This window comes from Shouchella phoenicis, from assembly GCF_047238345.1.
Classification (GTDB): Bacteria; Bacillota; Bacilli; order Bacillales; family Bacillaceae_D; genus Shouchella.
Genome location: NZ_JBDFMQ010000001.1, coordinates 1,466,144 through 1,491,099 on the forward strand (window position 1 = coordinate 1,466,144; position 24,956 = coordinate 1,491,099).

Consider the following 24,956-nt stretch of genomic DNA (forward strand, 5'->3'; position numbering starts at 1 on the left):
TCCTTATTTCTATTTTACTTCTTCTTAAAACGGAATGCAAATCGTTGTTAAGAATTTTCTTATAAATCAACTCGAATTTTTTTCGCTATTTTTGGGAAAAGTAAGATGAAGCCTTTTCATAATGGAGAATTTGGAGTAAACTATAGTAGATTCGTGCTTTTTATACATAAATTAAGGGTTCGTTCTAACGAGAAAGGAGAGCACCTATATGAAAGGTCGTCCGTTAATCCCGTTTGCTATTATCGCACTGCTTGGGATTGTACTTATGGTTGCAATGTCTGCTATTGGCGTAGATCAACGTGCTAGTATGGATGAAGAAGAGGAAGAACCGGTAGAAATCGGGGATCCGGTTGAATATGGACAAGGTATAGTTGAGAGTTCGTGTATAAGTTGTCATGCAAATGATTTAGGTGGTACCGCTAGTGCACCAGCGATTAACGATTTAGAGGGAGAATTATCTCACGATGAAATCGTTGACATTGTGACGAACGGTCAAGGAAACATGCCTGCATTTGGCTCTTCACTACAACCGGAAGAAATTGATGCAGTTGCCGATTACTTATTATCATTATCGGAATAGGAGAGCGGGGGGATAACCCTTGCTTTTTTCTTTTGGAAGGAGAAACAATCGTTTTGAATACAAATCAATTATCTCGAAGACTTGAACGTGTGGCGCACTATGCGAAAGGATACCAAACATTAGCGGATATTGGCTCAGACCATGCCTACTTACCATGTTATTTATGTTTGCGAGATCCTGGGCTTCATGCCATTGCCGGAGAAATAAATGAAGGTCCATATCAGTCTGCACGCAAACAAGTGCAACTGTCGAATTTAGAAGAGCAGATTGAAGTAAGGAAAGGAAGCGGCTTAGACGTTATAAACGTTGATGAACATGTTGACGTAATTACGGTCGCAGGTATGGGAGGGCCGCTTATAGCTTCTATTTTAGAACTTGGATTGGAAAAGCTAACAAGTAGTAAGCGATTGGTTTTACAGCCTAATGTAGCTTCTCAAGCTGTACGTGAATGGCTGATGTCCCATCAATTCAGCATCCTTGCTGAAGAGATTATTGAAGAAGATGATAAAATTTATGAGATTGTCGTCGCTGAAAAAAGTCACTCACTTGTAACGTATACAGAGGTAGAGTTGTTGATGGGTCCTTTGTTAATTCAAAATCAAACAGAGGTATTTAAAAAGAAATGGACGCAAGAAAAAAATAGTTGGGAACGTGTGTTAAAACAATTAAAGCAGGGAACGGAAACGATAGAGCTTGCAAATAAAAAAGAAGCTTTGAAACGTAAGATTGACATGGTTGAGGAGGTATTTGTGTGACACTTACAGGGAGAGACGTCATAAACGAATTTGAGCGGTTTTCACCGAAAGCGTATGCTGTTGAAGGCGATCGAAATGGATTAATGGTTGGTACATTAAATAAGCCAGTTCAGCATGTGATGATCGCCCTTGATGTACTTGAAGAAACGATGGACGAGGCAATCGAGCAAGAGGTTGACTTAATCATTGCCCATCACCCTTTACTATTTAGACCTTTGAAACAAATAAATTTGGATACGGCAATGGGTAGAATTGTTCAAAAAGCAATTCGAAATGAAATAACGATCTATGCCGCACATACAAATCTTGATGTTGCTTCTGGTGGTGTGAACGATTTATTAGCGGATGCGCTGAATATTCAATCGCCAGAGGTGCTTGTGCCAACCTATAAAGAAGATATGTTCAAGTTTGTGGCTTTTGTACCGAAAGCTCATGGAGATGCGATCCGAGAATCGTTAGGAGAAGCGGGTGCGGGCTTTATTGGAGAATACAGTCATTGTTCTTTTTCGTCAATTGGTAAGGGCACGTTTCGTCCAACTGAACGGGCCAACCCTTATTTAGGAGAAAACAACAAACAAGAAGTCGTAGAGGAAGAACGGATTGAAACGATTGTGCCGAATCATTTAATCGCATCCGTGATTGAAGCATTTGTTTCAGCACATCCGTATGAAGAACCTGTGTATGATCTTTATCCACTTCAAGAACCTTCTGTAATGCTCGGATTAGGTAGAGTAGGCAAAATTCCTCAAGCTCAAACGTTACGCGAGTATGTGGATGTAGTGAAAAAAGCACTTGGTGTCGAGAATGTTCGTGTTGTCGGAAATTTAGATAAGAAAATTAACAAAGTAGCGGTATTAGGCGGAGACGGAAATAAGTATGTCAATCAAGCATTGCGCAAAGGTGCGGATGTACTTGTGACCGGTGACCTTTATTATCATGTTGCGCAAGATGCGAAAATGGATGGTATGACGATTATTGATGCAGGTCATCATATTGAAGCCATTATGAAAAAAGGTGTTGCCGAAGAATTAGAGAAACGATTTGAGGGGAAAGCGCTGAAGATTTTTGCTTCAAAAAATAGTACAGACCCTTTTCAATTCATGTAAAAACGTAAAAGAAAAAAGCGCTAATGTCATTTATCTACATTAGCGCTTTTTAATAATTATTTTTTTACACGTACTTTTGGTAGGATTTTTTCAATCGGTACTTTTTTCGTCGTATCCCACGTTGTTTCATTTTCAGGTTCATAGTTTTCAATAAATGTGATGACTTCTTTTGTGATCGGTGTTGGTGTTGAAGCACCTGAAGTGACACCAACTTTTTTTGCATCCTTAATCCAATCCAAGTCTAGCTGTGATAAATCACCAATACGGTATGCAGGTGTACCTGCAATCTGTTGTGAAACTTGTGCTAAACGGTTGGAGTTATTGCTTTTTGGATCACCAACAACAATGACAACATCACATTGAGACGCTTGTTCTGCAACTGCTTCTTGACGAACTTGAGTTGCTAAACAAATTTCATTGTGCACTTCAGCTTTAGGGTACAGCTCCATAGCACGTTTCATAATGTCGGAAACGTCCCACTGACTCATCGTTGTTTGGTTTGTGATAATAATATCACGATCATCTAACGTTAATGCTTCAAGATCATCCATTGTTTCAACAAGGTGAACAGCATCTGGTGCAACGCCTACTGCGCCTTCTGGTTCAGGGTGTCCTTGTTTACCAACATAAATGAACTGATGACCTTCTTCTGCTTTTTCACGAATTAAATCGTGTGTTCTTGTTACATCTGGACATGTAGCATCGATGCACGTTAGACCTTTTTCCTTAGCAAGTCGACGCACTTCTGGAGATACACCGTGAGCTGTGAAAATCACGGTACCGTGGGTCACTTCTTTAAGAATTTCTAACCGGTTTGGTCCATCTAAAGAAATAATGCCATCTTCTTCAAATGCATCCGTCACATGTTGGTTGTGGACAATTTGCCCAAGTATATAAAGAGGTCTCGGCAAGTCCAAATTTTGAGCAGCTTGACGTGCCATAACCATCGCGTCTACAACGCCATAACAATAGCCTCTAGGTGAAATTTTTAATACGTCCATAAAAATCCATGGCCTCCTATTAAAAACAGGCTTCCATAAAAAAAGAAAGCCGTGTTTTGATTCATCTTCTATTGTAAAGGAGATACGCGCAGGTGACAATCAAGACGCGTTATTAATTTGCTTCTTCTAGTAAATTTGTGTCGATAAATTCATATGCTTGCTCTTCGGAATATTTTTGCACAACTGCAAGTTCACTTGCTACCATCTGTCTAGCTTTCTGTAAATGGTGGCGGTCTTGAATATGGAGACCGTTCGAACGCTCAGTTTGCTTTTTCGAAAGCGAAGATACAAGGTGAGCTGCATCAATGATACTTCCTGTTTTGAGTAAATTTTCTGTGTCACGAGAAAACTGACTCGAAGAAAGGGGGATTTCAGGACCTGTTTTTAATGCATCTGCTACTTGAGTGACTTCAGAGGAGGAGATGACCTTTCTAAGTCCGGATTCATCAATCCGCGATTCTTGAAGCATAAGTGTTACATCAACGAGTGGAAAATGCAAAATATAATATGACTGTGTTTCTCCTAAAACACTTTTCTCTTCAATTTCTTGGATCTTTCCGGCCCCATGATAAGGGTAAACAACGTTGTCTCCGACTTTAAACATGGACATTCCTCCAATCGATTTATACATGTCAGTATAGCACAATTGAAGGCAAATATCAAATTATACTATCGTTATAGGAAGCTTGTCAACAACTAAAATTTGATTTATATATAAAGTTTTGGAAGCGATTCCCCGGAAGGTTGTTGCTTTTTTTTAGTAGCCGTAGTTGCGTTCGCAATTGGTTGATTTGATGGACGCTCAATCACCGGTGCTTGATCTGGAATAGCAACTGCTTGCTGATTATAAGCTTGATCTGAACTAGCTGCAGTCGATTGACCACTCGTCTGCATCTGTTGATCAGACGACGGCTGTTTCATAGAGCGCATCATTCTCCAGAGAGTGGGAACATTTTTAATGAAAGGTCCGTATTGTTGAACCATAGGGGCGACTTGCTGGGTAATCCCCATGACCCGTTGTGTATTTTCTAAAATGGTAGCAAAGTTAAGTCCTCCAGATGCACTTCCTAGTGCTTGACTAGTAAGCCGACCGCCTCCGAGTAAGCGAGCTAAAATTCCGCCGCCACGGGAAGCGCCTGTAACAGCCTGTTGAATGGGTGCGGATGCCATTGATGCTGTCGGCTGCATAAAGTGTGTAGCTGTTCCTAATAATCGACTTGAACCACTTGATAATGGTTGCATAGGAATAGAGCTGGCAGGTGGTCCGTAATATGGCTGCATGACAATGTCCTCCTACAATGATCTAATAATGTAGACTATGCGAAAAACGGGCGTATTGTGCGTATTTTGACCTTGGACTTGCTCATGAATTATGATAAAATGAACTATTGCATGAAGGAACTGGAAAAGAGGAAATGAATAATGAATGCAGAAAATTTTTTAAGACTAGGAATTACGGATAAATTGCAGCAAGCGCTTGTTGATTCCAATATAGCTAAACCAACTGAAATACAAGAACGCCTTATACCGGCGATCTTAAACGGTAAAGATGTTATTGGACAATCGCAAACAGGAACTGGAAAAACGTTCGCTTTCTTATTACCAATTGTTGAGAAGTTAAAACTGGATCAAGAGCAGGTTCAGGCCATTATAACGGCTCCAACAAGAGAACTTGCAAACCAATTATATAATGAGGTAGCAAAACTTATTAAGCCGTTTGAAGGTGAAGTCTCTGCTCAACTTTATGTTGGAGGTACGGACCGACAAAAACAGCTGGATCGCTTGAAAACAAAACAACCACATATCGTTGTTGGAACACCAGGTAGAATTAATGATTTAATTCAGCATAATGCGCTACTTGCATATACGGCTACAACACTTGTGGTTGATGAGGCAGATCAAATGCTTGATATGGGATTTATTGAAGATGTTGACAAAGTTGCAGGTAAAATGGCGGAGCAGCTACAGATGCTTGTATTTTCAGCAACCATTCCAGAAAAGCTTCAACCGTTTTTAAAGAAATATATGACGCAGCCACGCCACGTACATGTACAGCCTGAAGCCTTGGCTGCGAAGGCAGTCAAACACCAGCTAGTCCCTGTTCGTCACAAAGAAAAGCTGACCGTGTTAAAAGAAGTCGTACGTAACATCAACCCTTATTTAGCAATTGTATTTGTGAACACAAAAGAGCAAGCGGACCTTGTAGCAGATGAATTAGCAAAAGAAGGATTGAATATTGAACGACTTCATGGTGGACTTCCTTCACGCGAACGTAGAAAAGTGATGAAAAAAGTAGATGATGCAAGTGTACAGTACCTAGTTGCTTCTGATCTTGCAGCTAGAGGTATGGATATTAAGGGTGTCACTCATGTCATTAACTACGAATTTCCTGCAGATTTAGATTTTTATGTTCATCGAGTAGGGCGTACGGCTCGTGCTGGTGCAGATGGCCTTGCGATGTCTCTATTTGAAAAGACAGACGAGTATGCATGTGGCAAACTTGCGAGCAAAGGGATTCAATTTACGTTTGTTGAGTTCAAAGATGGAGAATGGCAACAAGTTAAAGGGCCTATTGGGAGTGGTGGCTTTTCACAAAAGAAACCAGCTACAAATGATAAAAGACAGTCGACTTCAAGCTCAACTTCACAACCACAAGAAAGAACCGGTGGAAAAGCGAAAGCCAAAGCGAAAAAGGTTAAGCCTGCATATAAACGAAAAGCGCGTGTTGCGCAGGAAAAGAAACATCGGAGAGATAATAAAGCGCGTTCCCGTAAAAGTAAGTAAAGGAGAGTTTAGATAATGTCTTTGTTATTAGGATCGCATGTATCGATGAGTGGAAAAAAGATGTTGCTTCAATCCAGTGAAGAAGCGGCTGCTTATGGTGCGAACACGTTTATGATTTACACAGGTGCACCGCAAAATACGCGACGTAAAGCAATTGAAGATTTGAATATCGAAGCTGGAAAGCAGCATATGGAAGAGCATGGTATTCGTGACATTGTCGTTCACGCACCTTACATTATTAATATTGCCAACACGCAGAAGCCTGAAACGTTTAAACTAGGTGTCGACTTCTTACGTTCGGAGATTGAACGCACAGAAGCTCTTGGTGCGAAACAAATTGTCTTACATCCAGGGGCGCATGTCGGTGCTGGTCCCGAAGCTGGAATCGAGAAGATTATCGAAGGTTTAAATGAAGTATTAACAGAAAAAAGAGATGTGCAAATTGCACTTGAAACAATGGCCGGTAAAGGTTCTGAATGTGGTCGAACATTTGAAGAACTAGCTAAGATCATTTCGGGCGTCACCCATAACGAACGGTTATCTGTCTGTTTTGATACATGCCACACACATGACGCTGGCTACAATATTGTTGAAGACTTTGACGGCGTATTAGAGTCCTTTGACAAAATCATTGGTGCAGATCGAATAAAAGTTGTTCACGTTAATGATTCAAAAAATGAACGACATGCACAAAAAGATCGACATGAAAATATTGGACATGGATATATTGGCTTGAAGGCGCTTGATTATATTGTTCATCATGATCAATTTAAAGATGTACCAAAAATTTTAGAAACACCGTTTATCGGGGTTGACAAAAAAGACCGTAAACCACCTTATGAGCATGAAATTGCGCTATTAAGAAGAGAGCGGACCGATCTTATTGAAAAATAATAAAAAGAGCACCTCTAGTTTGAAAAAACGAGGTGCTCTTTTTATTATCTAATGGTAAAATAATGGCAAGAAACCATTTAAAGCATATGGCTGTATTTCTGGAATAACTGGGAAACTGTTGAAGAAACATAGGAATCAGTTTCTTTGGTTAATTGATAAATAATGGATTCCACTTGTTTTTTATTTCCAACGTTAATGGTGTGTTGCCGTAAAATGCGAAGGACGCTATCCGCCTGTTCGCTTGATAATGGGTAACCTTGTTTCTCGGCAAGTTGCATAAATTCTTCTTTACTAATCGAATTAATTTTTTGGTTCACGAGCTGTTGCATGATGAAGTTCATGATGGCACCGCTCCTTAAAATAGTAAGTCTCTCTTACTTTATGTTGTGAAAGAAAAAACAGAACAAAAAAAGGAGTTAACGTCTCTTTTCACGAATAAGAGTAAAATATAGGAGATTCGGAAAAGTGTTTTATTATTTGTTATTCTGATTAATGATAAGGGGGGCCAGAAGATCTATGAACCAAAACCAGCTATACAAAAATGGCCCTAATAGGAGTACTGATATGTTGCACAAAGAGATAATTGGAAAACAAGACTATCGTAATCAAACGATGTTTACGCTTATTGAAGAATTAAATTTACCTTATTTAAAAGTAGATCAAACGTTGAAAGTTGTATCTTGGAATGAGATGTTTAGTTTTTTGACAGACATCAAAAAAGAAGAACTTCAACATTCTTCACTCAAAGAGTTAGCGATCAGTCATGAAATTGCAGAGTTTTTTCTTAATCAAATTGAACTCAGCTCTAAATATGTGCAAATTACGAAAAATATTTATGAGAATGAAGGAAGTGTACTTAATATTACCTTTATTCCAGAAGTAGAAAATGAGCATGTGTGTTATTTTATTATGCTAGAAGATTTATCTTTGCAAACGAAATATGAGGAACTATTGACGTTTCAACATCAAATGCAAGCGGTATCTCATATTGCAGCTAGCGTTGCACACGAGTTACGTAACCCGCTTTCTGTTATCAAAGGCTTTTTACAGTTATCGCACTTAACATGTGATTTTCAAAAATATTACAACACCATCATCTCTGAGCTTAATCGTATGAATATTATCATTGAGGACTTTTTATCTGTTTCTCGAAAAAAATCAAACCGAAAATGGCAATCCCCCTCTAACCTCATCCAATCATTAGTGGAATTAATGAAAGCGGAGTGTCTTTTACACAGTGTGGAGCTACAGGTGAATTTTGATAAGTCCTTTGCGCTATGCCATGTGAACGAATCGATGTTTAAACAAGTGATGCTCAATTTACTTAGAAACGCGATTGAAGCGTTTGACGACGGAGCTTCCTACAAGTATTTAAAAGTATCAAGTAAGGAAGTGGGGGAGTTTGTACATATTGAATTAATTGACAATGGCAAAGGCATGCCAAAAGAAGTTGTTGAACAACTTGGGAAACCTTTTTTCACGACTAAAGAAAAAGGAACGGGCGTTGGTATTCCATTATGCAAAAAAATCGTTGAGGACCACGGTGGTCATTTTTATGTTTCAAGTGAACGTGATGTAGGGACGAAGGTTGTGATTACGTTTCCTTTGCTTGTCTAACATGACTTTTTGTATGTAGCCTTATAATAGGCTTTTTGTTTGTTGGAAGATCTTAGCGCTTGACGTACGTATCTATATCGTCTATTCTACTTTGGAGCTAAAGGAGGAGGACGTTTGTATGGAACGAAACCGAAAGAAGCTTATTTCATTATGTCTATTAGGACCTGTTATTGGCCTATTTTTATATACAAATCATCTTACAAATGGACAACTGGAGGAACGTGCTTACGGCAATTCCTACGACCCGTTAGAAGAAGATTATGAGCATATTAAAGAAGAGATTGCAATGTTCCATGATGGGTCGTTGGACTCTTTTCCTTCATATGAAGATAACAAACATGCATGGGAAGATGCTGAACAGATTGGCGACTTTCTTCACGAAGAAAGTGAAGGACACTTTGAAGAGCGTTGGGGCATGTACCTCGGACTTATCGCAGAACAAGAAGATGTTGACCCATTTTTAGTTTATGAACTTCTAAAAGTTGAAAGTGGCGACACGTTTGATGAGAATGCGATCGGGCCAGAGACTAAGTATGGACATGCCTATGGTATGGCTCAATTTATGACGAATACCGCACCGTGGATTGCAGATATGGCGAGTTTAGACTATGAAAAAGACTATTTGTTTAATCCGTATTACGCGATTCATTTATCGGTACAATACTTGTCGTTCTTGCATGACCAATATGACAATTGGGATCAAGCATTAACTGCATATCATCGAGGAATGGGCGGGATGCAAGCCTATATTGCGGAAAATGGACATGCGAAAAGCGAGTATGCGGTTATGATTCAAAAACAAGCAAAAACCCATGACCTCTTTTAAAAAACGGCCGACGTGCCGTTTTTGTTTTTGTTAAAAATGAAGAATCATGGCTGGACAAATGAGAAAAAGAGAGTATAATAGGTTGAAGATAAATCGGAATCATTCTGAATAGGGGGATGGAAATGATTCGCGAAAACTATGTTACCTTAGAGAATATTACATTTGCTTACGGGCGACGTCCGGTACTCAGTGACGTTTCATTAACAATAAAAAAAGGTGATTTCCTTGGATTGGTTGGCCCGAACGGCTCTGGGAAGTCAACATTAATTAAAATGATGCTTGGCTTATTGCGGCCAACTGAAGGTACGGTCAAAGTATTTGATGACTCGATTGAACAGTTTCATCAATGGGATCGCATCGGCTATGTGTCACAAAAAGCAAATAGCTTCAGTAGTGGCTTTCCTGCTACTGTTTACGAAGTAGTATCAATGGGCTTGTTTGGAAAAGTAGGGCTTTTTCGTTTCATGAAGAAAAAGCATAAAGAAATGGTGTTTCGTGCTGTCGAGCAAGTAGATATGACGGAGTACTTGTATGAAAATATAGGGGAACTTTCTGGTGGTCAACAGCAGCGTGTCTTTATTGCGCGAGCGCTCGTGAGCGATCCAGATTTGCTCATTCTTGATGAACCGACAGTAGGAATTGATGCGAAAAGCGTTGCATCGTTTTATGGCTTGCTCCACGAATTAAATCGAGATTTAGGAAAAACCCTTTTATTAATTTCTCATGATATCGGAGCGATGACGGATCATGTAAACAAAGTAGCTTGCTTAAATCGGACGATCCATTTTCACGGAAAAACCGAAGAATTTGCTGCGAAAAAAGACAAGCTGGATTTTTATGGACATGACGTTCATTTGTTAACCCACAGTCATGAAGGAGTAAACCATGCTTAATGCTTTTTTAACTTATGATTTCCTGCAATATGCGTTATTGACTGGTGTAATGATTGGATTACTCGCTCCTTTATTAGGAGTCTTTTTAGTTGTGAGAAGAATGTCTTTAATTGCAGATGCATTATCGCACATCACCTTATCAGGTATTGCTTTTAGTCTCTTGCTTGGAAGCTATATTCCGTTTATGCAAGGGGTCAATCCGCTTTATATGGGAATGGTCTTTTCAGTGAGTGGCTCACTCTTTATGGAGAAATTACGACAAGTGTATGTTCATTATAAAGAGATCGCTATTCCGATTATCATGTCGGCCGGTATAGGGTTAGGTGTAGTATTTATTTCAATGGCTAACGGCTTTAATACAGATTTATTAAATTATTTATTTGGGTCTGTAATTGCTGTTAACCGCAGTGATTTTATTACAATTACAGTTATCACCGTTGTTGTATTATTTATTTTGATGATGTTTTATAAAGAACTATTCTTTCTATCGTTTGACGAGGAGCAAGCACGTGTATCAGGCATTAATCGACGCTTAGTTCATTTAGTATTTATGGTTATGGTTGCGCTTGTTATCGCGGCTTCAATGCGAGTAGTGGGAATTCTACTCGTCTCCGCTTTAATGACTCTACCTGTTGCAAGCGCAATGCGATTTGCCAAAGGGTTTAAACAATTGTTCGTTTACGCAGTTATTTTTGGGGAAATTGCGGTGATTGGTGGCCTTATGCTCGCGTTTCAGCTGAATTTAGCTCCAGGCGGAGTGATTGTACTTCTGGCAGTATTGATCTTATTATTTTCCATCTTATTTGGTCGAAATCGTGCAAAACAAGGGCGCTTTCCGTTAAAAAAAAGAACGCAACCTACTAGCCAATCTGAATAAAATTCGTTACACTAAAAAGCAAGAAGTCAAAGAAGAGGGTTGATTGAATGGATGTTTCACATGCACTTAATCGCTTAAAAGAAAAAGGGTACAAGTATACAGATAAACGAGAAGATATGCTGCGCTTATTCGCAAATGATTCTCGCTACATGACGGCTAAAGATGTATTGGAAAATATGCATGACCAATACCCTTCATTAAGTTTTGATACGATTTACCGAAATTTGTCGTTGTTCGCTGACTTAGATTTATTAGAAACAACGGAGCTTGAGGGTGAAAAACGATTTCGATTTAGTTGTCGAACGTCGGAACACCATCATCACTTAATTTGTTTAGATTGTGGGAAAACAGAGCACTTCCATAATTGCCCGATGGACGAGGAGTTATTTAATCGGTTTCCTAATTTTCAAGTCACAGGTCATAAGTTTGAAATTTATGGAATGTGTCAGGCTTGTCAGCAATAACCACAAAAAAGCAGCGATTGCCATGGCATCGTTGCTTTTTTTGGTGCGCACAATTCCCATCTTTTACGCGTGATGAGATTGAATGGTTTGGAGAACCTATTTAACACAAGGGGGGATTAGATGTCACCAGTTGTAATGTGTAACGTATCAAGCTGCCTTCATTGGAAAGAAGATAACCACTGTGGTGCGGATAAGATTTTAGTCCAAACGGATAAATTAGAATCTACCTATAACATGGAAACGAGTAAAGAATTAGGAACAGGTGAGTTAAGCGAAGTGAAAAAGAGTGAAGAAACATGTTGTCACACGTTTGAACCTAAGGAATAATGGAAAAACTCTCTAGTCCTCGCACTAGAGAGTTTTATTTTTTATCCACTCTTCAACCCAAGATTCGGCTTCTGTCCAATTTGTCACACGAATGACTTGTTCAGGTACGGGTAATCGATTATATGGCGTATCAAACAAAATAACGGGAATCCTGCATTCTTCCGCGATCATGACCGCATTGTCATGTTTATCTTCAAAAAAGATTTCAATGTCTTGTTCTTTAACAGCTTCAATTTTATTGTGATGACCAATGAGCTCAACGTGCTGATAAGGAATGTCGTTCTTCTTTAACCAATCAAGTGTGATGGTTTCATATTGCTTTTTGCGGGCTGTAATAAAAATAAGGTCGTGATTGACGTTCCACTTATTAAGGATATGATCAACTTTTTTAATAAGAGGCGCGTTACTGTATATAGTCGGTTCGTTTTTTAACATCCATTTCCAAAAATCTGCTTCCTCCATCTTTAATAAATTGGAAAGGTCATAATCAGAAATGTCATCTAGTGTAAAGTTTGTATTAAAATCCTGGTTAATATAGGGAATAAACGTTGCAGGATCTGTAATGGTTCCATCAATATCAAAACCTAATCGTCTTTTCATTGTTTGCACCTCGTACGATTTCATAAGAATGTTTGCGTCAGAAAGAGAAATACTATACCTAAGAAAGGGGGATCTATAATGAGTGATCAGCAAAAGAAAGAGAATAAACAACCATTAACATTGGTTGACAAAGATGATCCTTCATTAACATTTTTAAACACACATGTTGATGGACACGACGGTGAAAAAGGGTCCGAATATGTTTATGATGCCAAAGAAAAACAGGATTATCATGAAGAATACGCCAATGAATTCACGCCTGATGATTTAAATGAGCGCGAGGAATATGGCGACCGTAGTGCTGGCAAAGGAATTGGAACGATGGGCATTGTGTTTGCCATCACTTCATTATTTTTAGTACCGCTACTATTAGGTCCAATTGGGATTATATCAGGCATTATCGCGATTGTAAAAGGGCGGAAATCATTGGGGATATGGGCGATCGTAATTGGCGCCATTTCTGTGTTGTCCACATTGATTATCACTCCTTTTTTATAAAAGGAAAAACCGACTCTCACAAGAGTCGGTTTTACTTTAATTAAGTTGTTCTTCTCGTTGTTTTGCGTAGTGCGCTTCTGCCATTTTATCAATTTCTTTTTTAAGTTCTTCGACCATGGTTTCTTCTGGAACTTTACGGACAATCTCACCTTTCATAAAGAGAAGTCCTTCTCCGCGTGCGCCTGCAATCCCAATGTCTGCTTCACGAGCTTCACCAGGTCCGTTCACTGCACATCCGAGGACGGCAACTTTAATCGGTGCTTTTACACTGGCGATATATTCTTCCACTTCATTTGCTATACTAATGAGGTCAATTTCAATTCGACCACATGTAGGACAAGAAATAAGTGTAGCAGCGTTAGCAGCTAGACCAAAGGATTTAAGCAACTCTCGGGCTACTTTTACTTCTTCAACAGGATCTGCAGAAAGAGAAATACGTAATGTATTTCCAATTCCCATATTAAGTAAGATCCCGATACCGGCAGCACTTTTAACTGTTCCAGCAAAAAGTGTACCAGACTCTGTAATTCCTAAGTGAAGTGGATAATCAAAAGCTTGGCTTGCTTTATCGTACGCTTCAACAGCTAAATGCACATCAGATGCTTTCATTGAAACAATGATGTCATGGAAATCGAGATCTTCAAGAATTTTAATATGGTGAAGTGCGCTTTCAACCATTGCGTCTGCTGTTGGATAACCATATTTCTCTAAAAGATGTCGCTCGAGTGAGCCAGCATTTACACCGATACGAATTGGAATGCCTTTTTCTTTGGCAGCTTTAACAACCGCTTCAACATTTTCGCGTTTTCCGATGTTACCTGGGTTGATACGAATTTTATCCGCTCCACCTTCTATAGCTTTTAAGGCGAATTTATAATTGAAGTGGATGTCTACTACTAAAGGAATATTGATTCTTTTTTTGATTTCGGCTATGGCTTCTGCAGCACGCATATCTGGACAAGCAACCCGAACAACTTGGCAGCCTGCTTCCTCAAGTCTTTCAATTTCCGCAACGGTAGCATCAACATCATGAGTCTTTGTTGTTGTCATACTTTGGATGATTACTTCATCATTACCGCCAATCGTTAAATTTCCCACTTTAACGGGACGAGTATTTTTTCGATGAACTCTTTCGGTCATAGACCATATCGCTCCTTTGCGGGGCATCGTGCCCGTCTTTTTCTCCACTTTAGTGAAGACACATGCTTATTTTATCAATCACTTGTGCAATCTGGCAAGGAAATTCACTTATTGTTTCGTATAAAGTGGAAAACGATAGGTCTGCCCAATTTGAATCTCATTTGGATTAATTCCATCATTTAACACTGAAAAATCCGCAAGTATTTCTTGAATGGATTCATCGACTTGTCCATTATGGAGTCGCTCGACAATGGACAGTACCGTTTGCCCGCTTTCAATAATAACTTCTTGAGAGGGGATGGGAGGCGGATCTTCTTCTGTTTGATTCGTTTGTGCTTCTGATGTTTTGTCATCCTTTTGAACTAAGTCTGACAATGTTGAGCCTGTTAAATCGTTTTGGATACCTAAAATGACGATAATCGCGATAGCAAGATAAACAAGGCGCTTCAACAGTCGTCACACTCCTTCATAAAAACATCATCTTATGTTTCTTCAGCTATTCATATGTATTCAAGACTCATGCTAATATTCCTGCACCATCCTAGCTCGTAAAGTTTCCTTCATTTATACATAGTTAAAACAAAACATACACAGTATTAAACAGTAAACTAGGACTTTCGTAGCTTTTCTGAATGCTGGTAAAAAGGTAACGTTTGTTATAGGTAAGCATGAAAGGTGGAATCCTAATTGAATCGAGTTTTAAAAGTATTTAGCATTCTTATGACGTTAATCCTTGTTTCTCATTTTAGTGTAAATGTAGCAAACGCAGATTCTGCTCCTGGAGATGTGGTTGTGACATTAGGTCAAGATTTATCGGATGAGCAAGCAAACGATATTCGGAATCGAATGAATGTGGATGAAAATGTTCAAACTCTTTATGTAACAAATGAAGAAGAACATAAATATTTAGGTGACTATATTAGCGCACAAACAATAGGGAGTCGTGCTTTATCCTCTTCAAAAATAACGTTAGGTGAAACAGATACAGGAATTCACGTATCCTCTGACCGCATTACATGGGTTACCAATGAGATGTATGCAAATTCTTTAATTACAGCAGGGATAAAAGATGCTGAAGTATATGTGACGGCTCCGTTCGATGTCTCAGGTACGGCGGCATTAACTGGATTAATTAAAGCGTATGAATCTGCAACTGACCAAGTGATTCCTGAAGAGCAAAAAAATGTTGCGAATGAAGAAATGATTCGAACGGCAGAGCTAGGAGATTCCATTGGGGAAGAAGAAGCGGCAGAGCTTATAACCTTAATCAAAGAAGAAATTGCGACAACATCAATTGAATCCGAAGAAGAAATGAAAACAATTATTATCCAACTAGCAGAAGAAATTAATGTAACGCTTACGGAAACACAAGTGAATGACTTATCGGCGTTGTTCATGAAAATGAAAGAATTAAATATTGACTGGGATGCTGTTTCAAGCCAAATTGATAAAGTTCGTGAAAACCTTAGCGGCTTTTTAGAAAGTGAAGAAGCACGCTCATTTTTCGACAGATTGATGGAAGCGGGAAAAAGCTTTTTCAATTCCATTCGCAGCTTTTTTAGTTCATAATAGGGGGATAACCCCCTATTTTTGTTTTTTGAAACTTTTTTTAGGGAAGAGACGTAAAAAGGGGAAGAATAGCTAAATCATAAGAATGGAGGTCACTACCTTGATTGACTGGTTAGATTCAGCAACTGTTGGATTTCTTGTTGTAACAATCGGGACATTGTTTTTAATAGGAGAACTCCTCGTTCGAGCTAGAGGTCTTTTTGGCTTACTCGGGCTCGGGCTAATAAGTGTATATTTCTTGCACCATTTAAATGGAGATGCGAGTACGTGGGTCATTATCTTCTATTTAATTGGACTCGCGCTCATTATTTTTGATGGGAATGTGACATCAGACGGTACCATTGCAGCGATAGGTGTACTGTTTATGATTATCGGATTAGCTGTACCAGCTCCAGACATGGTATACAGCATCCTTGTTGGTATGGGCACAGTAATCGGCGCATTTGCATCACTGTTCTTCTTAAAAGTATTCCCACACAGAAATATGTGGTCAAAAATGACGTTGAAAGAATCTCTTTCTTCCGAAGCTGGCTACAATTCGATTAATGAAGGGTATAAAGAACTAGTTGGGAAAAAGGGTAAAGCATTAACGGCATTTCGACCAACTGGTACAGTGGAAATTGATGGTGAACCGTATAGCGCAACTAGCGGAAGCATATGGATCGAAGCGGAGACAGAAGTAGATGTGGTGTCCGTTGATGGAACAAGAATTTTAGTTAGACGTGCAGAGAAAAAAGAGCAAAATCAAGCAGAAGTAGAAGAAGAAAACTAAAGTCAGCTTGCTCAAAGCAAGCTGACTTTTTGTGTTTCAAAAAAGATTTGATAAGAGCGATGTGAACGTTTTTTAATGAACTGAGAATTTATTTTACCTTTTGTGGGAAAGTAATGGAAGTTTAAAGGGTTGCTTTGTAAAAAAAGTGTAAAGATATTTAAAAGCTTGTTTACAAATTCTTTGTGATCGTTTAATAATAGATTCGGAACATCATTGTTGAGGTTTGTCGAAACGAAAACCTACATGAGTTTTTTTATGAAGGGATGAGATGAGTGAGCGAGTTTCAAGTATTGCTGTTTACGTTCCTAGGGGGGATCGGAATCTTCCTGTTTTCCGTAAAGTATATGGGAGACGGGTTGCAAAAAACAGCAGGAGACGGATTAAGAGGGTTATTAGATAAATACACAACCAATCCTTTTATGGGTCTACTTTCAGGTATTGTTGTAACGATTTTACTTCAAAGTAGTACGGCAACAACCGTATTAACAATTGGTCTTGTAAACGCAGGGTTTATGACGTTAAGACAAGCAATTGGTGTTATTATGGGTGCGAATATTGGTACAACAACAACCGCATTTATAATTGGTTTACCAATTCGTGATTACGCCTTACCAATTATGGCGGTAGGAGCCTTTTTACTATTCTTCTTTAAGAAAAAACGTGTAAATGCGATTGGTCAAGTTATCTTTGGCTTCGGTGGTTTGTTTTATGGTCTTGCGCTGATGGGGCAAAGTTTACGCCCTTTAAGTAGCTGGGAACCGTTCGTCGATTTCACAGCACGAATGAGTGATAACCCACTTTTAGGTGTTGTTGTCGGTGTCATTTTAGCTGTTGCGTTGCAAAGTTCTACAGCTGCCATAGGGTTAGTCCAGCAATTGTATGAACAAGGAGCAATGGATCTAGCAGCCGCTTTACCAGTCTTAATTGGTGATAATATTGGTACGACATTAACAGCCGTTCTAGTAGCAATTGGTGCAACGGTTGCGGCACGGCGAGCAGCGCTAACACATGTTGTGTTTAACTTGTTCGGCGCCATATTGATTATGTCTGTCTTTCCGTTCTTCGTAACGTTTATAGACTTCTTAGGAGACCAATTCAACTTGAGTAATACCCTTGAAATTGCCGCCGCACACGGTGTGTACAATGTTGCGAATGTGATTATTCAATTCCCATTGATTGGTGTACTGGCTTACGTTGTAACAAAGCTTGTTCCAGGTCAAGAGCTTGATTTGGATTACAAACCAAAACATTTAGATCCTGTTTTCATTGGAAGCTCACCGGCTATTGCGCTTGGACAAGCCAAGCAAGAAGTGATTCACATGGCCGATTACTCGAAAAAAGGGTTAAAACAAGCAATTAAGTATATGGAGACTGGCGAGAAGAAAGATGCAGATCTTGCGCTTCAATACGAACTTGCGATTAATAATCTGGACAAAGAGATTACAGATTACCTTGTAAAAGTATCATCTCGTTCTCTTTCTGCATCAGATTCAAACCTACATTCAACGTTATTAAATGCTGTTCGTGATATAGAGCGTATTGGTGATCATATGGAAAACATCGTTGAACTAAAAGATTATCAAAAAGCAAATAAAGTAGCGTTGTCTGATATTGCGTTGAAAGATTTAAATGAAATGTTTAATTTAACGTATTCAACATTGGAAGAAGCAATGGATTCTCTTGAACAAGATGATATTGATAAAGCAAATGATGTGTTAAAACACGAAGAATTAATTGATAAAATGGAACGAAAGCTCCGAAAACAACATATTAAACGTATGAATGACGGAGAATGCTCAGGTGCAGCAGGTATTATCTTCGTAGATATTATTTCAAACCTTGAGCGAATTGGTGATCACTCTGTAAACATTGCAGAAGCGGTTATTGATGAGCAGTAGGAAAAGATCGGGCCTTAGCCCGATCTTTTTTTAAAAAAGTATTGCACAATGCAAAAATACATGATAATATAACTCTTGTCCTTAACAAAGGGCAGGGATATTATTCCACAGTAGCTCAGTGGTAGAGCTATCGGCTGTTAACCGATCGGTCGCAGGTTCGAATCCTGCCTGTGGAGCCATTTGGCGGTGTAGCTCAGCTGGCTAGAGCGTACGGTTCATACCCGTGAGGTCGGGGGTTCGATCCCCTCCGCCGCTACCATTACATATTTATCTAACCTTGGCGATCGTGGCGAAGTGGTTAACGCACCGGATTGTGGTTCCGGCATTCGTGGGTTCGATTCCCATCGGTCGCCCCATTTTTTCTTCTATGGACCCTTAGCTCAGTTGGTTAGAGCACTCGGCTCATAACCGATTGGTCGTAGGTTCGAGTCCTACAGGGTCCACCACTCGGGGGAATACCCAAGTCCGGCTGAAGGGATCGGTCTTGAAAACCGACAGGGGTGTCAAAGCCCGCGGGGGTTCGAATCCCTCTTCCTCCGTCAGCGAACCTTGATACAAGACTTCTTGTATCAAGGTTTTTTTATGTTTAATTGAATGCTGCACGGGAATAGTATAAGTAGAAAGCGGATATGAGCATATTCGTTGCCGTTTATATGTTTAAATGGTAATCTAATTGAGAAACAAAATCAGTTTAGTTTTGGGAGGAGTTTTTTAGTTATGGCTTACAAATTACCAGAATTACCTTATGCAGCAAATGCATTGGAACCACACATTGACGAGCAAACAATGAACATTCATCACGGGAAACACCACAACACGTACGTAACAAACTTAAACGCTGCGTTAGAAGGTCATGAAGATCTTGCGAACAAAGAGATTGAAGATCTTGTTGCGAACTTAGATTCTGTACCAGAAAACATTCGCACAGCAGTTCGTAATAATGGTGGTGGACATGCTAACCACGCATTATTCTGGCAGTTACTAAGCCCGAATGGTGGCGGTGCTCCAACTGGTTCATTAGCGAACGATATTGATTCTACTTTTGGTAGCTTAGATGAATTTAAAACGAAATTTGCGGATGCGGCAAAAGGTCGTTTTGGTTCAGGTTGGGCTTGGCTAGTTGTAAATAACGGCAAACTTGAAATTATGAGCACACCAAACCAAGATTCTCCACTTACAGAAGGAAAAACTCCTGTTCTTGGATTAGACGTTTGGGAGCACGCTTACTACTTAAATTACCAAAACCGTCGTCCTGACTACATTGCAGCGTTCTGGAATGTAGTAAACTGGGATGAAGTTGCAAAGCGTTACGAAGCAGCAAAATAAATGAAACAAACAAAACCACAAGGCTCATCCTTGTGGTTTTTTGTATATGATCGAGTTAAGTAGTGACATACTACCTTCTAAGATGGGAGGGAATGAAAATGAGTAATCAAGATAAAAAGAAAAACAACCAGTTTAAAGAAAATAAAAATCATGGCGAAAAAAGAACGGGACGATTAAGCCAATTTAAGAACGAGTCAGCACATGGAGAAACGTTAGATGAATACACGAATGCAAACCGCGAACAGCTTTAACTGATACACAAAGAAGAAAGGTGAATGTCATCATTTACCTTTCTTCTTTATTGCCAAAATCCATGCATAGGCAAAAATGAAACAGACAAACTACTGTTAAGGTGGTGAGGTCATGCCAAAAAAGTGGATGGACAGTATATTTGGACACGTTGTTGCTTCAAAAGATCTAAAATTATTATTATCCATTGGTGGACTTTATGCATTGAGCGTGGCTTTATCCAATACGTTTGTAAATGTTTTTTTATGGAAACAATCTGGTCAATTTATCGATCTTGCATTGTATAATTTAATGTCGGTCATCTTTCAACCGCTAGCGTTCTTAATCGCTGGCAAGTTATCAAAACACATTGACCGTGTTTATGTACTGCGTATCGGTGTTAGTTTGATGTCGTTGTTTTACATTTCCGTATTAGTGGTAGGGGAAAATGCGGCTCAATATTTATTGCTGTTAGGTTCTTTACTTGGTCTAGGAACAGGATTTTATTGGCTGGCGTTTAATGTATTAACATTTGAAGTGACAGAACCAGATACAAGAGATTTTTTTAATGGCTTTTTAGGATTGTTAACATCATTCGCTGGAATGACAGGTCCTTTAACAGCAGGGATAATGATTACAAAGCTTAATGGCTTTCAAGGTTACTTTTTAATCTTCGGTATTTCGCTAACGCTTTTTTTGCTTGCGGTTATTTTGACGATATGGTTAGGGAAACGTCATGCAAAAGGGAAATTTGAAATTAAACAAGTGCTAAAGGAGAGGAAAGAGAATAAGGACTGGCGTAAAATTACTTGGGCACATGTGACACAGGGATTAAGAGAAGGTACTTTTGTGTTTGTCATTGTTGTTTGGGTATATATTGTGACTAATAACGAACTTGCGCTAGGCACATATGGCTTAGTTACATCGGGGACACAATTTATTTTTTACTACTTAACAGCTCGGTTGCTCAAAGTGGCTTATCGAAAGAAAGCAATTCTCATTGGTGGACTTATGCTTTACGGAGCGATTTTCCTTTTATTGTTTAACTTAACGTTCCCAAAACTAATTGTGTATGGCATAATTATTTCAATTGCTTACCCGCTTTTACTCATTCCGTACGTATCGTTAACGTATGATGTAATTGGAAAGGCGCACCGTGCAGCGGACTTAAGAGTAGAGTACATCATTGTTAGAGAATGGTTTTTAAACATCGGTAGAATTGCCTCAATCTTGTTATTTATCGCAGTGATATCGATCTTTCCTGAAGAACAATCAATTCCGTATATCCTTCTTGTAGTAGGATCTGGTCATATGTGGATTTACTTTTTTGTGAAACACATTAAGCAACATACAAAGCCACCAGATCCTCTACCGAATGTAAGTCAATCGGAAGGGGAAAACAGTCCTGATAAAACTGTGTAAAATCTCTACATTCTTTGACAGGATTCTCTTTCTATCTTATAATGAGTATTGTATTACCTGCCGTGTCCGTAAGCTTTTTATGCTTTGAACCTTGAATGTTAAAAGGGAGTTTTACATGAGTAGAGCAACGCTAAGCTAGCTTGTACTAGACAGCGAAACTCTAACTGCGAACACCCACCTACCAATGTAGGTTCGTAAAGCATTCATTTGCAACGGCACAAGCGGGTATGACTACTTAAATTGAAGGCATCCGGAGTACGGGTGTCTTTTTACCTGTAATAGATCAGGGAGGTTGTCAGATGGGAGAAGCGAAGAATAAAAAGAAGCATCATGTGTCACTACGGCTAAATATTTTGTTTCTTGCTGTGTTCTTGCTCTTTTCTGCCTTAATATTGCGATTAGGGCTTGTCCAAATTGTAAATGGGGAAGAGTATGAGGAAGAGTTGACGCATGTATCAAATCAAACGGCTTTAATAGATGCACCACGAGGGATATTTACTGACCGCTATGGTCATCCACTTGTTGATAACAGCTTAGAACTTTCGGTTACATACACGAATCCCGGTGACCAAAACGGAAGTGAAATGATTGAAATAGCTGAAGATTTAGTGCAGTTTATTGAAGTGGATACAGAAAATTTACGTGACCGAGATAAAAGGGAGTACTACTACACCTCTTTAGAGCCGGAAGAGCGTAGAGAGTTAATAGCGGATATTGATTATGATGAAGATGATGAAACAAGTGAATACCAACGGATGATTGATGCGATTAGCGATGACATGATTGCAGGCTATTCTGAAGAAGAAGAGCAAGTCATCGCAATTTTCTCACACATGTTGAGAGGATCAAGCGGTTCACCGCAGCGAATCAAGCAAGGCTTAACAGATGAAGAAGCGCCTAAACTCGCTGAGCACCTTGATCGTCTGCCAAACATAAATATTCAGCGCGATTCTGTGCGAGAATACGTATATGGCGACACGCTGAAAAGTATTTATGGAAGTGTTGGACCGATTCAATCGGAATCGGTTGAGAACTATTTGGCAAATGGCTATATGCGCTCTGACTTAGTCGGAACGAGTTTTCTAGAGAGCCAGTATGAAGACGTCTTGCGTGGGCAAAAAGCGGAAGTCGTTCGCACCCAAACCCGTGAAGGTAGTGGCCCAATGGAGCAAGTCATTGAAGAGACAGAAGGAAGCCGTGGCAATGACTTAGTGCTAAGTATTGATATGGAATTCCAGCAAAAGCTCGATGACATTGTCGAATCACGCGTCATGAGTAATACAGGGATCTTCAGAGAAAATGCGTCTTCCTATGTTGTAGTTATGGATCCAAAAACAGGTGACATATTAGGTATGAGTGGTTTTGAGAAGCGACCTGGAGAAGAGGGAAGTATTAATCCTCTTCCAGCATTTCAAAGTGGTTATGAAGTAGGGTCAGTTATTAAGGGGGCTTCTGTTTTAACTGGTCTTCATGAAGGGGTTATAAATCAAGGTTCAGTTATAAACGACCGTACGCTCCGGTTTGCTGGAACCGCAGATAAAGGGTCGATAAGCACAATGGGACCGGTAGATACCCGCGAGGCAATGGCCCGTTCTTCTAACGTTTATATGTTCTATATTGCGATGAGAATGGCTGATTACGATTACGATAACCAACCAGGTGATCGAGCAAATATATTTGGAAGTTCTAAAGCTACAGAAGTATTAGACGATGTCAAATATTATTTCAATCAGTTTGGACTTGGTGTTGAAACTGGAATTGATTTACCTAGAGAATCAACAGGAATTGTCTCTGATGAAGCTAGAGATCCAGGTAATTTACTTGACTTTATGATTGGGCAGTACGATACGTACACAACACTGCAGCTGGCTCAATACATTAGTACAATTGCCAATGATGGCGTACGGATGCGTCCTCGTCTAGTAACGGAAATTATGGAGCCAAATCCAAATGGAAATGGTGAAAGTACGGTCGTGCGTGCGAATAACCCAGAAGTGTTAAATACGTTAGATATGAGTCAAAGTGATATTTCGTATGTACAAGAAACACTCAGAGGTGTAGTAAGTCATCCAAGAGGAACGGCTAATAATGAAATAGATTTTGACGTTCCTGTAGCCGCAAAAACAGGTACCGCGCAAACATCGATTTATGAAGACGGACAAAAGATAGCAGATACTAACAATTTAAGCTTTGTTGGATATGCACCTTATGATGATCCGGAAATTGCGTTTGCGGTAATGACGCCTGATACAACGATCGCTCAAACTAATTCAAGTAGAATATCACAACAAATTAGTGCGGATTTAGTTAATGCTTATTTTGACCTTCAAGACGAGCGAAACGGTCCAGAAGAAGTCGATTCTGTCGTTGAAGAAGTGGATCTGTTTGAAGAACAATAAAAGGTAAAATAAAAGCTGTGAGCTAAATAACTTAGCTCACAGCTTTTCTACGTTTACATGTAGAAAGTTGTATAAATAAGAAGGATTATCTCTGTATGTGTCGAATAGTTTATTCTAAACACATGTTAAAAGAATTCGTCTACGACTTCAGACAAGCTCATTTCACTTGTTAATTCCCCTGTAACTTGAGGGCGTAAATCGTTTGATAACCCGCGATTATCTACTTCTTCATAGAAGTCATATGCACTGTCCACGATCCCTGCATCTTCAAGCATTTCACCAACGTCAATGCTCGTCATACCAGGTACGACATGAAGAATGGTACGATAGGCAATTTGCTCATCGTTTTCACTTTGCTCTTCATTTGACGATTCGTCTTCTGTTTGAGCCGTAGCAAGTTGTGCTTCTAATTCATCCCACGTTTCTTGCGTTTCAACGGCATATCCATTTTCCTGTAAATAATTGGCCATCTCTTCTTCGGTAAAATCCGTACTAGATGAGACTTCTGTATCGCTTCCGATAAGATATGTGACACCTAATACCCCAGAAGCTACAAGCAACCCTCCAGCAAAACTACGAATGGTTTTACGCGTCATTAGCTACTTTCGTCCTTTCTTCTGATAATGAATCAAGGTAAGGGGCTAAGAGTCGATCTACTTCATGAGGCTCTAAAGCTGTTTCAATTGCAATTCCTTCTGTTGAATAGCCACGCTTATGCAAATCTAAAATTTCCCTTAGTAACTGTTGGTGTGAATTCGAGCGATTTTGTTGAGTCGCATCTTTAGCTGCAATTTCAGCATCCAATTCCATATTTCGTACTTGATTTTTTATTTGATGGAGCTCTTGCATAAAGGAAATTGATAAATGCTCAATTTGATCTTCTATCTTTGAACCTTTGTCTTCTTTAACAAAAGAAACAATAAGTAGCACAATGGCTGTTCCAAGCAAGAGCGCTAACATCCATTCCATAATATTTGTTC

28 protein-coding genes, 5 tRNA genes and 1 other RNA gene are annotated in these 24,956 nt (G+C 39.4%); 25 read left to right on the top strand and 9 right to left on the bottom strand.

Annotated features, from left to right (window positions below; all coding sequences use genetic code 11):
• Window positions 1-208: 208 nt before the first annotated feature.
• From ABC361_RS07975 to ABC361_RS07985, 3 genes are read left to right on the top strand one after another with little or no spacing between them, the layout of a single operon-like run.
• A complete protein-coding gene (locus ABC361_RS07975; RefSeq protein ID WP_413073490.1) occupies window positions 209-580 on the top strand; it encodes a c-type cytochrome in 372 nt (123 codons plus the stop codon).
• Between the two features lie 53 nt (window positions 581-633).
• Window positions 634-1,335, top strand: coding sequence for a tRNA (adenine(22)-N(1))-methyltransferase (locus ABC361_RS07980; protein WP_413073491.1), 702 nt, complete (start codon window positions 634-636; stop codon window positions 1,333-1,335).
• Window positions 1,326-2,441: a Nif3-like dinuclear metal center hexameric protein gene (locus tag ABC361_RS07985; RefSeq protein ID WP_413075738.1), complete on the top strand. Its 1,116-nt coding sequence runs from the start codon at window positions 1,326-1,328 to the stop codon at window positions 2,439-2,441. Before ABC361_RS07980 ends, ABC361_RS07985 begins: the two co-directional genes overlap by 10 nt.
• 56 nt (window positions 2,442-2,497) lie before the next feature.
• Here ABC361_RS07985 and ABC361_RS07990 read toward each other — a convergent pair whose 3' ends face one another.
• The 3 genes from ABC361_RS07990 to vrrA all read right to left on the bottom strand — a co-directional run bounded on the left by ABC361_RS07990 (window position 2,498) and on the right by vrrA (window position 4,723).
• The gene (locus ABC361_RS07990) at window positions 2,498-3,442 is read right to left on the bottom strand and encodes a 4-hydroxy-3-methylbut-2-enyl diphosphate reductase (protein WP_413073492.1); all 945 of its coding nucleotides are present in this window, start codon (window positions 3,440-3,442) and stop codon (window positions 2,498-2,500) included.
• A gap of 112 nt (window positions 3,443-3,554) precedes the next feature.
• Window positions 3,555-4,046, bottom strand: coding sequence for a CarD family transcriptional regulator (locus ABC361_RS07995; protein ID WP_413073493.1), 492 nt, complete (start codon window positions 4,044-4,046; stop codon window positions 3,555-3,557).
• Between the two features lie 104 nt (window positions 4,047-4,150).
• Window positions 4,151-4,723, bottom strand: coding sequence for a VrrA/YqfQ family protein (gene vrrA, locus ABC361_RS08000; RefSeq protein ID WP_413073494.1), 573 nt, complete (start codon window positions 4,721-4,723; stop codon window positions 4,151-4,153).
• Between the two features lie 141 nt (window positions 4,724-4,864).
• Here vrrA and ABC361_RS08005 point away from each other — a divergent pair, with 141 nt between their 5' ends.
• Both ABC361_RS08005 and ABC361_RS08010 read left to right on the top strand, forming a co-directional pair.
• Entirely contained in the window at window positions 4,865-6,226 is a 1,362-nt protein-coding gene (locus tag ABC361_RS08005; protein WP_413073495.1) for a DEAD/DEAH box helicase, read from the top strand.
• Between the two features lie 15 nt (window positions 6,227-6,241).
• A complete protein-coding gene (locus ABC361_RS08010; RefSeq protein WP_413073496.1) occupies window positions 6,242-7,120 on the top strand; it encodes a deoxyribonuclease IV in 879 nt (292 codons plus the stop codon).
• A 77-nt stretch (window positions 7,121-7,197) separates the two neighbouring features.
• On the opposite strand, the gene ABC361_RS08015 is transcribed toward ABC361_RS08010, so the two are convergent.
• The gene (locus ABC361_RS08015) at window positions 7,198-7,461 is read right to left on the bottom strand and encodes a DUF2624 family protein (protein ID WP_413073497.1); all 264 of its coding nucleotides are present in this window, start codon (window positions 7,459-7,461) and stop codon (window positions 7,198-7,200) included.
• 223 nt (window positions 7,462-7,684) lie between these two features.
• Between ABC361_RS08015 and ABC361_RS08020 the strand changes: the two genes are divergently transcribed.
• From ABC361_RS08020 to ABC361_RS08045, 6 genes are all read left to right on the top strand, one after another.
• A complete protein-coding gene (locus tag ABC361_RS08020; protein ID WP_413073498.1) occupies window positions 7,685-8,737 on the top strand; it encodes a two-component system sensor histidine kinase NtrB in 1,053 nt (350 codons plus the stop codon).
• Between the two features lie 118 nt (window positions 8,738-8,855).
• Complete coding sequence (locus ABC361_RS08025) at window positions 8,856-9,563, top strand: lytic transglycosylase domain-containing protein (protein WP_413073499.1); 708 nt, start codon at window positions 8,856-8,858, stop codon at window positions 9,561-9,563.
• A gap of 122 nt (window positions 9,564-9,685) precedes the next feature.
• Window positions 9,686-10,456 (top strand): metal ABC transporter ATP-binding protein, encoded by a 771-nt coding sequence (locus ABC361_RS08030; RefSeq protein ID WP_413073500.1) that lies wholly within the window; start codon window positions 9,686-9,688, stop codon window positions 10,454-10,456.
• Window positions 10,449-11,333 (top strand): metal ABC transporter permease, encoded by an 885-nt coding sequence (locus tag ABC361_RS08035; protein ID WP_413073501.1) that lies wholly within the window; start codon window positions 10,449-10,451, stop codon window positions 11,331-11,333. Before ABC361_RS08030 ends, ABC361_RS08035 begins: the two co-directional genes overlap by 8 nt.
• A gap of 47 nt (window positions 11,334-11,380) precedes the next feature.
• A complete protein-coding gene (locus ABC361_RS08040) occupies window positions 11,381-11,797 on the top strand; it encodes a Fur family transcriptional regulator (protein WP_099300430.1) in 417 nt (138 codons plus the stop codon).
• Window positions 11,798-11,917: 120 nt separating this feature from the next.
• On the top strand, window positions 11,918-12,124 hold the full coding sequence (locus ABC361_RS08045; protein ID WP_413073502.1) for a DUF1540 domain-containing protein: 207 nt from the start codon (window positions 11,918-11,920) through the stop codon (window positions 12,122-12,124).
• A gap of 24 nt (window positions 12,125-12,148) precedes the next feature.
• Here the strand turns inward: ABC361_RS08045 and ABC361_RS08050 are convergent, their stop codons facing one another.
• Window positions 12,149-12,724, bottom strand: coding sequence for a hypothetical protein (locus ABC361_RS08050; protein WP_413073503.1), 576 nt, complete (start codon window positions 12,722-12,724; stop codon window positions 12,149-12,151).
• A gap of 78 nt (window positions 12,725-12,802) precedes the next feature.
• On the opposite strand from ABC361_RS08050, the gene ABC361_RS08055 reads away from it, so the two are divergent.
• The gene (locus ABC361_RS08055; RefSeq protein ID WP_413073504.1) at window positions 12,803-13,222 is read left to right on the top strand and encodes a hypothetical protein; all 420 of its coding nucleotides are present in this window, start codon (window positions 12,803-12,805) and stop codon (window positions 13,220-13,222) included.
• Between the two features lie 36 nt (window positions 13,223-13,258).
• On the opposite strand, the gene ispG is transcribed toward ABC361_RS08055, so the two are convergent.
• Both ispG and ABC361_RS08065 read right to left on the bottom strand, forming a co-directional pair.
• Window positions 13,259-14,362, bottom strand: a complete 1,104-nt coding sequence (gene ispG / locus ABC361_RS08060; protein ID WP_413073505.1) for a flavodoxin-dependent (E)-4-hydroxy-3-methylbut-2-enyl-diphosphate synthase — start codon at window positions 14,360-14,362, stop codon at window positions 13,259-13,261.
• 108 nt (window positions 14,363-14,470) lie between these two features.
• Entirely contained in the window at window positions 14,471-14,812 is a 342-nt protein-coding gene (locus tag ABC361_RS08065) for a hypothetical protein (RefSeq protein ID WP_413073506.1), read from the bottom strand.
• 237 nt (window positions 14,813-15,049) lie between these two features.
• Between ABC361_RS08065 and ABC361_RS08070 the strand changes: the two genes are divergently transcribed.
• The 13 genes from ABC361_RS08070 to ABC361_RS08130 all read left to right on the top strand — a co-directional run bounded on the left by ABC361_RS08070 (window position 15,050) and on the right by ABC361_RS08130 (window position 23,976).
• Window positions 15,050-15,931: a DUF1002 domain-containing protein gene (locus ABC361_RS08070; protein WP_413073507.1), complete on the top strand. Its 882-nt coding sequence runs from the start codon at window positions 15,050-15,052 to the stop codon at window positions 15,929-15,931.
• Between the two features lie 100 nt (window positions 15,932-16,031).
• A complete protein-coding gene (locus ABC361_RS08075) occupies window positions 16,032-16,703 on the top strand; it encodes an NfeD family protein (protein ID WP_413073508.1) in 672 nt (223 codons plus the stop codon).
• A 272-nt stretch (window positions 16,704-16,975) separates the two neighbouring features.
• Window positions 16,976-18,601: a Na/Pi cotransporter family protein gene (locus ABC361_RS08080; RefSeq protein ID WP_413073509.1), complete on the top strand. Its 1,626-nt coding sequence runs from the start codon at window positions 16,976-16,978 to the stop codon at window positions 18,599-18,601.
• A gap of 104 nt (window positions 18,602-18,705) precedes the next feature.
• A tRNA-Asn gene (locus ABC361_RS08085) sits at window positions 18,706-18,780 on the top strand.
• Between the two features lie 3 nt (window positions 18,781-18,783).
• Window positions 18,784-18,860 (top strand) — tRNA-Met (locus tag ABC361_RS08090).
• A gap of 21 nt (window positions 18,861-18,881) precedes the next feature.
• Window positions 18,882-18,957: transfer RNA gene (locus tag ABC361_RS08095), tRNA-His, on the top strand.
• A 13-nt stretch (window positions 18,958-18,970) separates the two neighbouring features.
• Window positions 18,971-19,047 (top strand) — tRNA-Ile (locus ABC361_RS08100).
• A 3-nt stretch (window positions 19,048-19,050) separates the two neighbouring features.
• Window positions 19,051-19,140, top strand: a tRNA-Ser gene (locus ABC361_RS08105).
• A gap of 178 nt (window positions 19,141-19,318) precedes the next feature.
• Complete coding sequence (gene sodA / locus ABC361_RS08110; RefSeq protein ID WP_099300438.1) at window positions 19,319-19,927, top strand: superoxide dismutase SodA; 609 nt, start codon at window positions 19,319-19,321, stop codon at window positions 19,925-19,927.
• A gap of 98 nt (window positions 19,928-20,025) precedes the next feature.
• Window positions 20,026-20,178, top strand: coding sequence for a hypothetical protein (locus ABC361_RS08115; protein WP_413073510.1), 153 nt, complete (start codon window positions 20,026-20,028; stop codon window positions 20,176-20,178).
• Window positions 20,179-20,290: 112 nt separating this feature from the next.
• On the top strand, window positions 20,291-21,577 hold the full coding sequence (locus tag ABC361_RS08120; RefSeq protein WP_413073511.1) for an MFS transporter: 1,287 nt from the start codon (window positions 20,291-20,293) through the stop codon (window positions 21,575-21,577).
• Between the two features lie 51 nt (window positions 21,578-21,628).
• Window positions 21,629-21,809, top strand: a non-coding RNA gene (gene ssrS, locus ABC361_RS08125) — 6S RNA.
• A 67-nt stretch (window positions 21,810-21,876) separates the two neighbouring features.
• Window positions 21,877-23,976, top strand: coding sequence for a peptidoglycan D,D-transpeptidase FtsI family protein (locus ABC361_RS08130; RefSeq protein WP_413073512.1), 2,100 nt, complete (start codon window positions 21,877-21,879; stop codon window positions 23,974-23,976).
• 125 nt (window positions 23,977-24,101) lie between these two features.
• Here ABC361_RS08130 and ABC361_RS08135 read toward each other — a convergent pair whose 3' ends face one another.
• Together ABC361_RS08135 and ABC361_RS08140 are read right to left on the bottom strand one after the other, a co-directional pair.
• Window positions 24,102-24,572 (bottom strand): hypothetical protein, encoded by a 471-nt coding sequence (locus ABC361_RS08135; RefSeq protein WP_413073513.1) that lies wholly within the window; start codon window positions 24,570-24,572, stop codon window positions 24,102-24,104.
• Complete coding sequence (locus tag ABC361_RS08140; protein WP_413073514.1) at window positions 24,562-24,945, bottom strand: hypothetical protein; 384 nt, start codon at window positions 24,943-24,945, stop codon at window positions 24,562-24,564. The genes ABC361_RS08135 and ABC361_RS08140 overlap by 11 nt, the downstream gene beginning before the upstream one ends.
• Window positions 24,946-24,956: the final 11 nt, after the last annotated feature.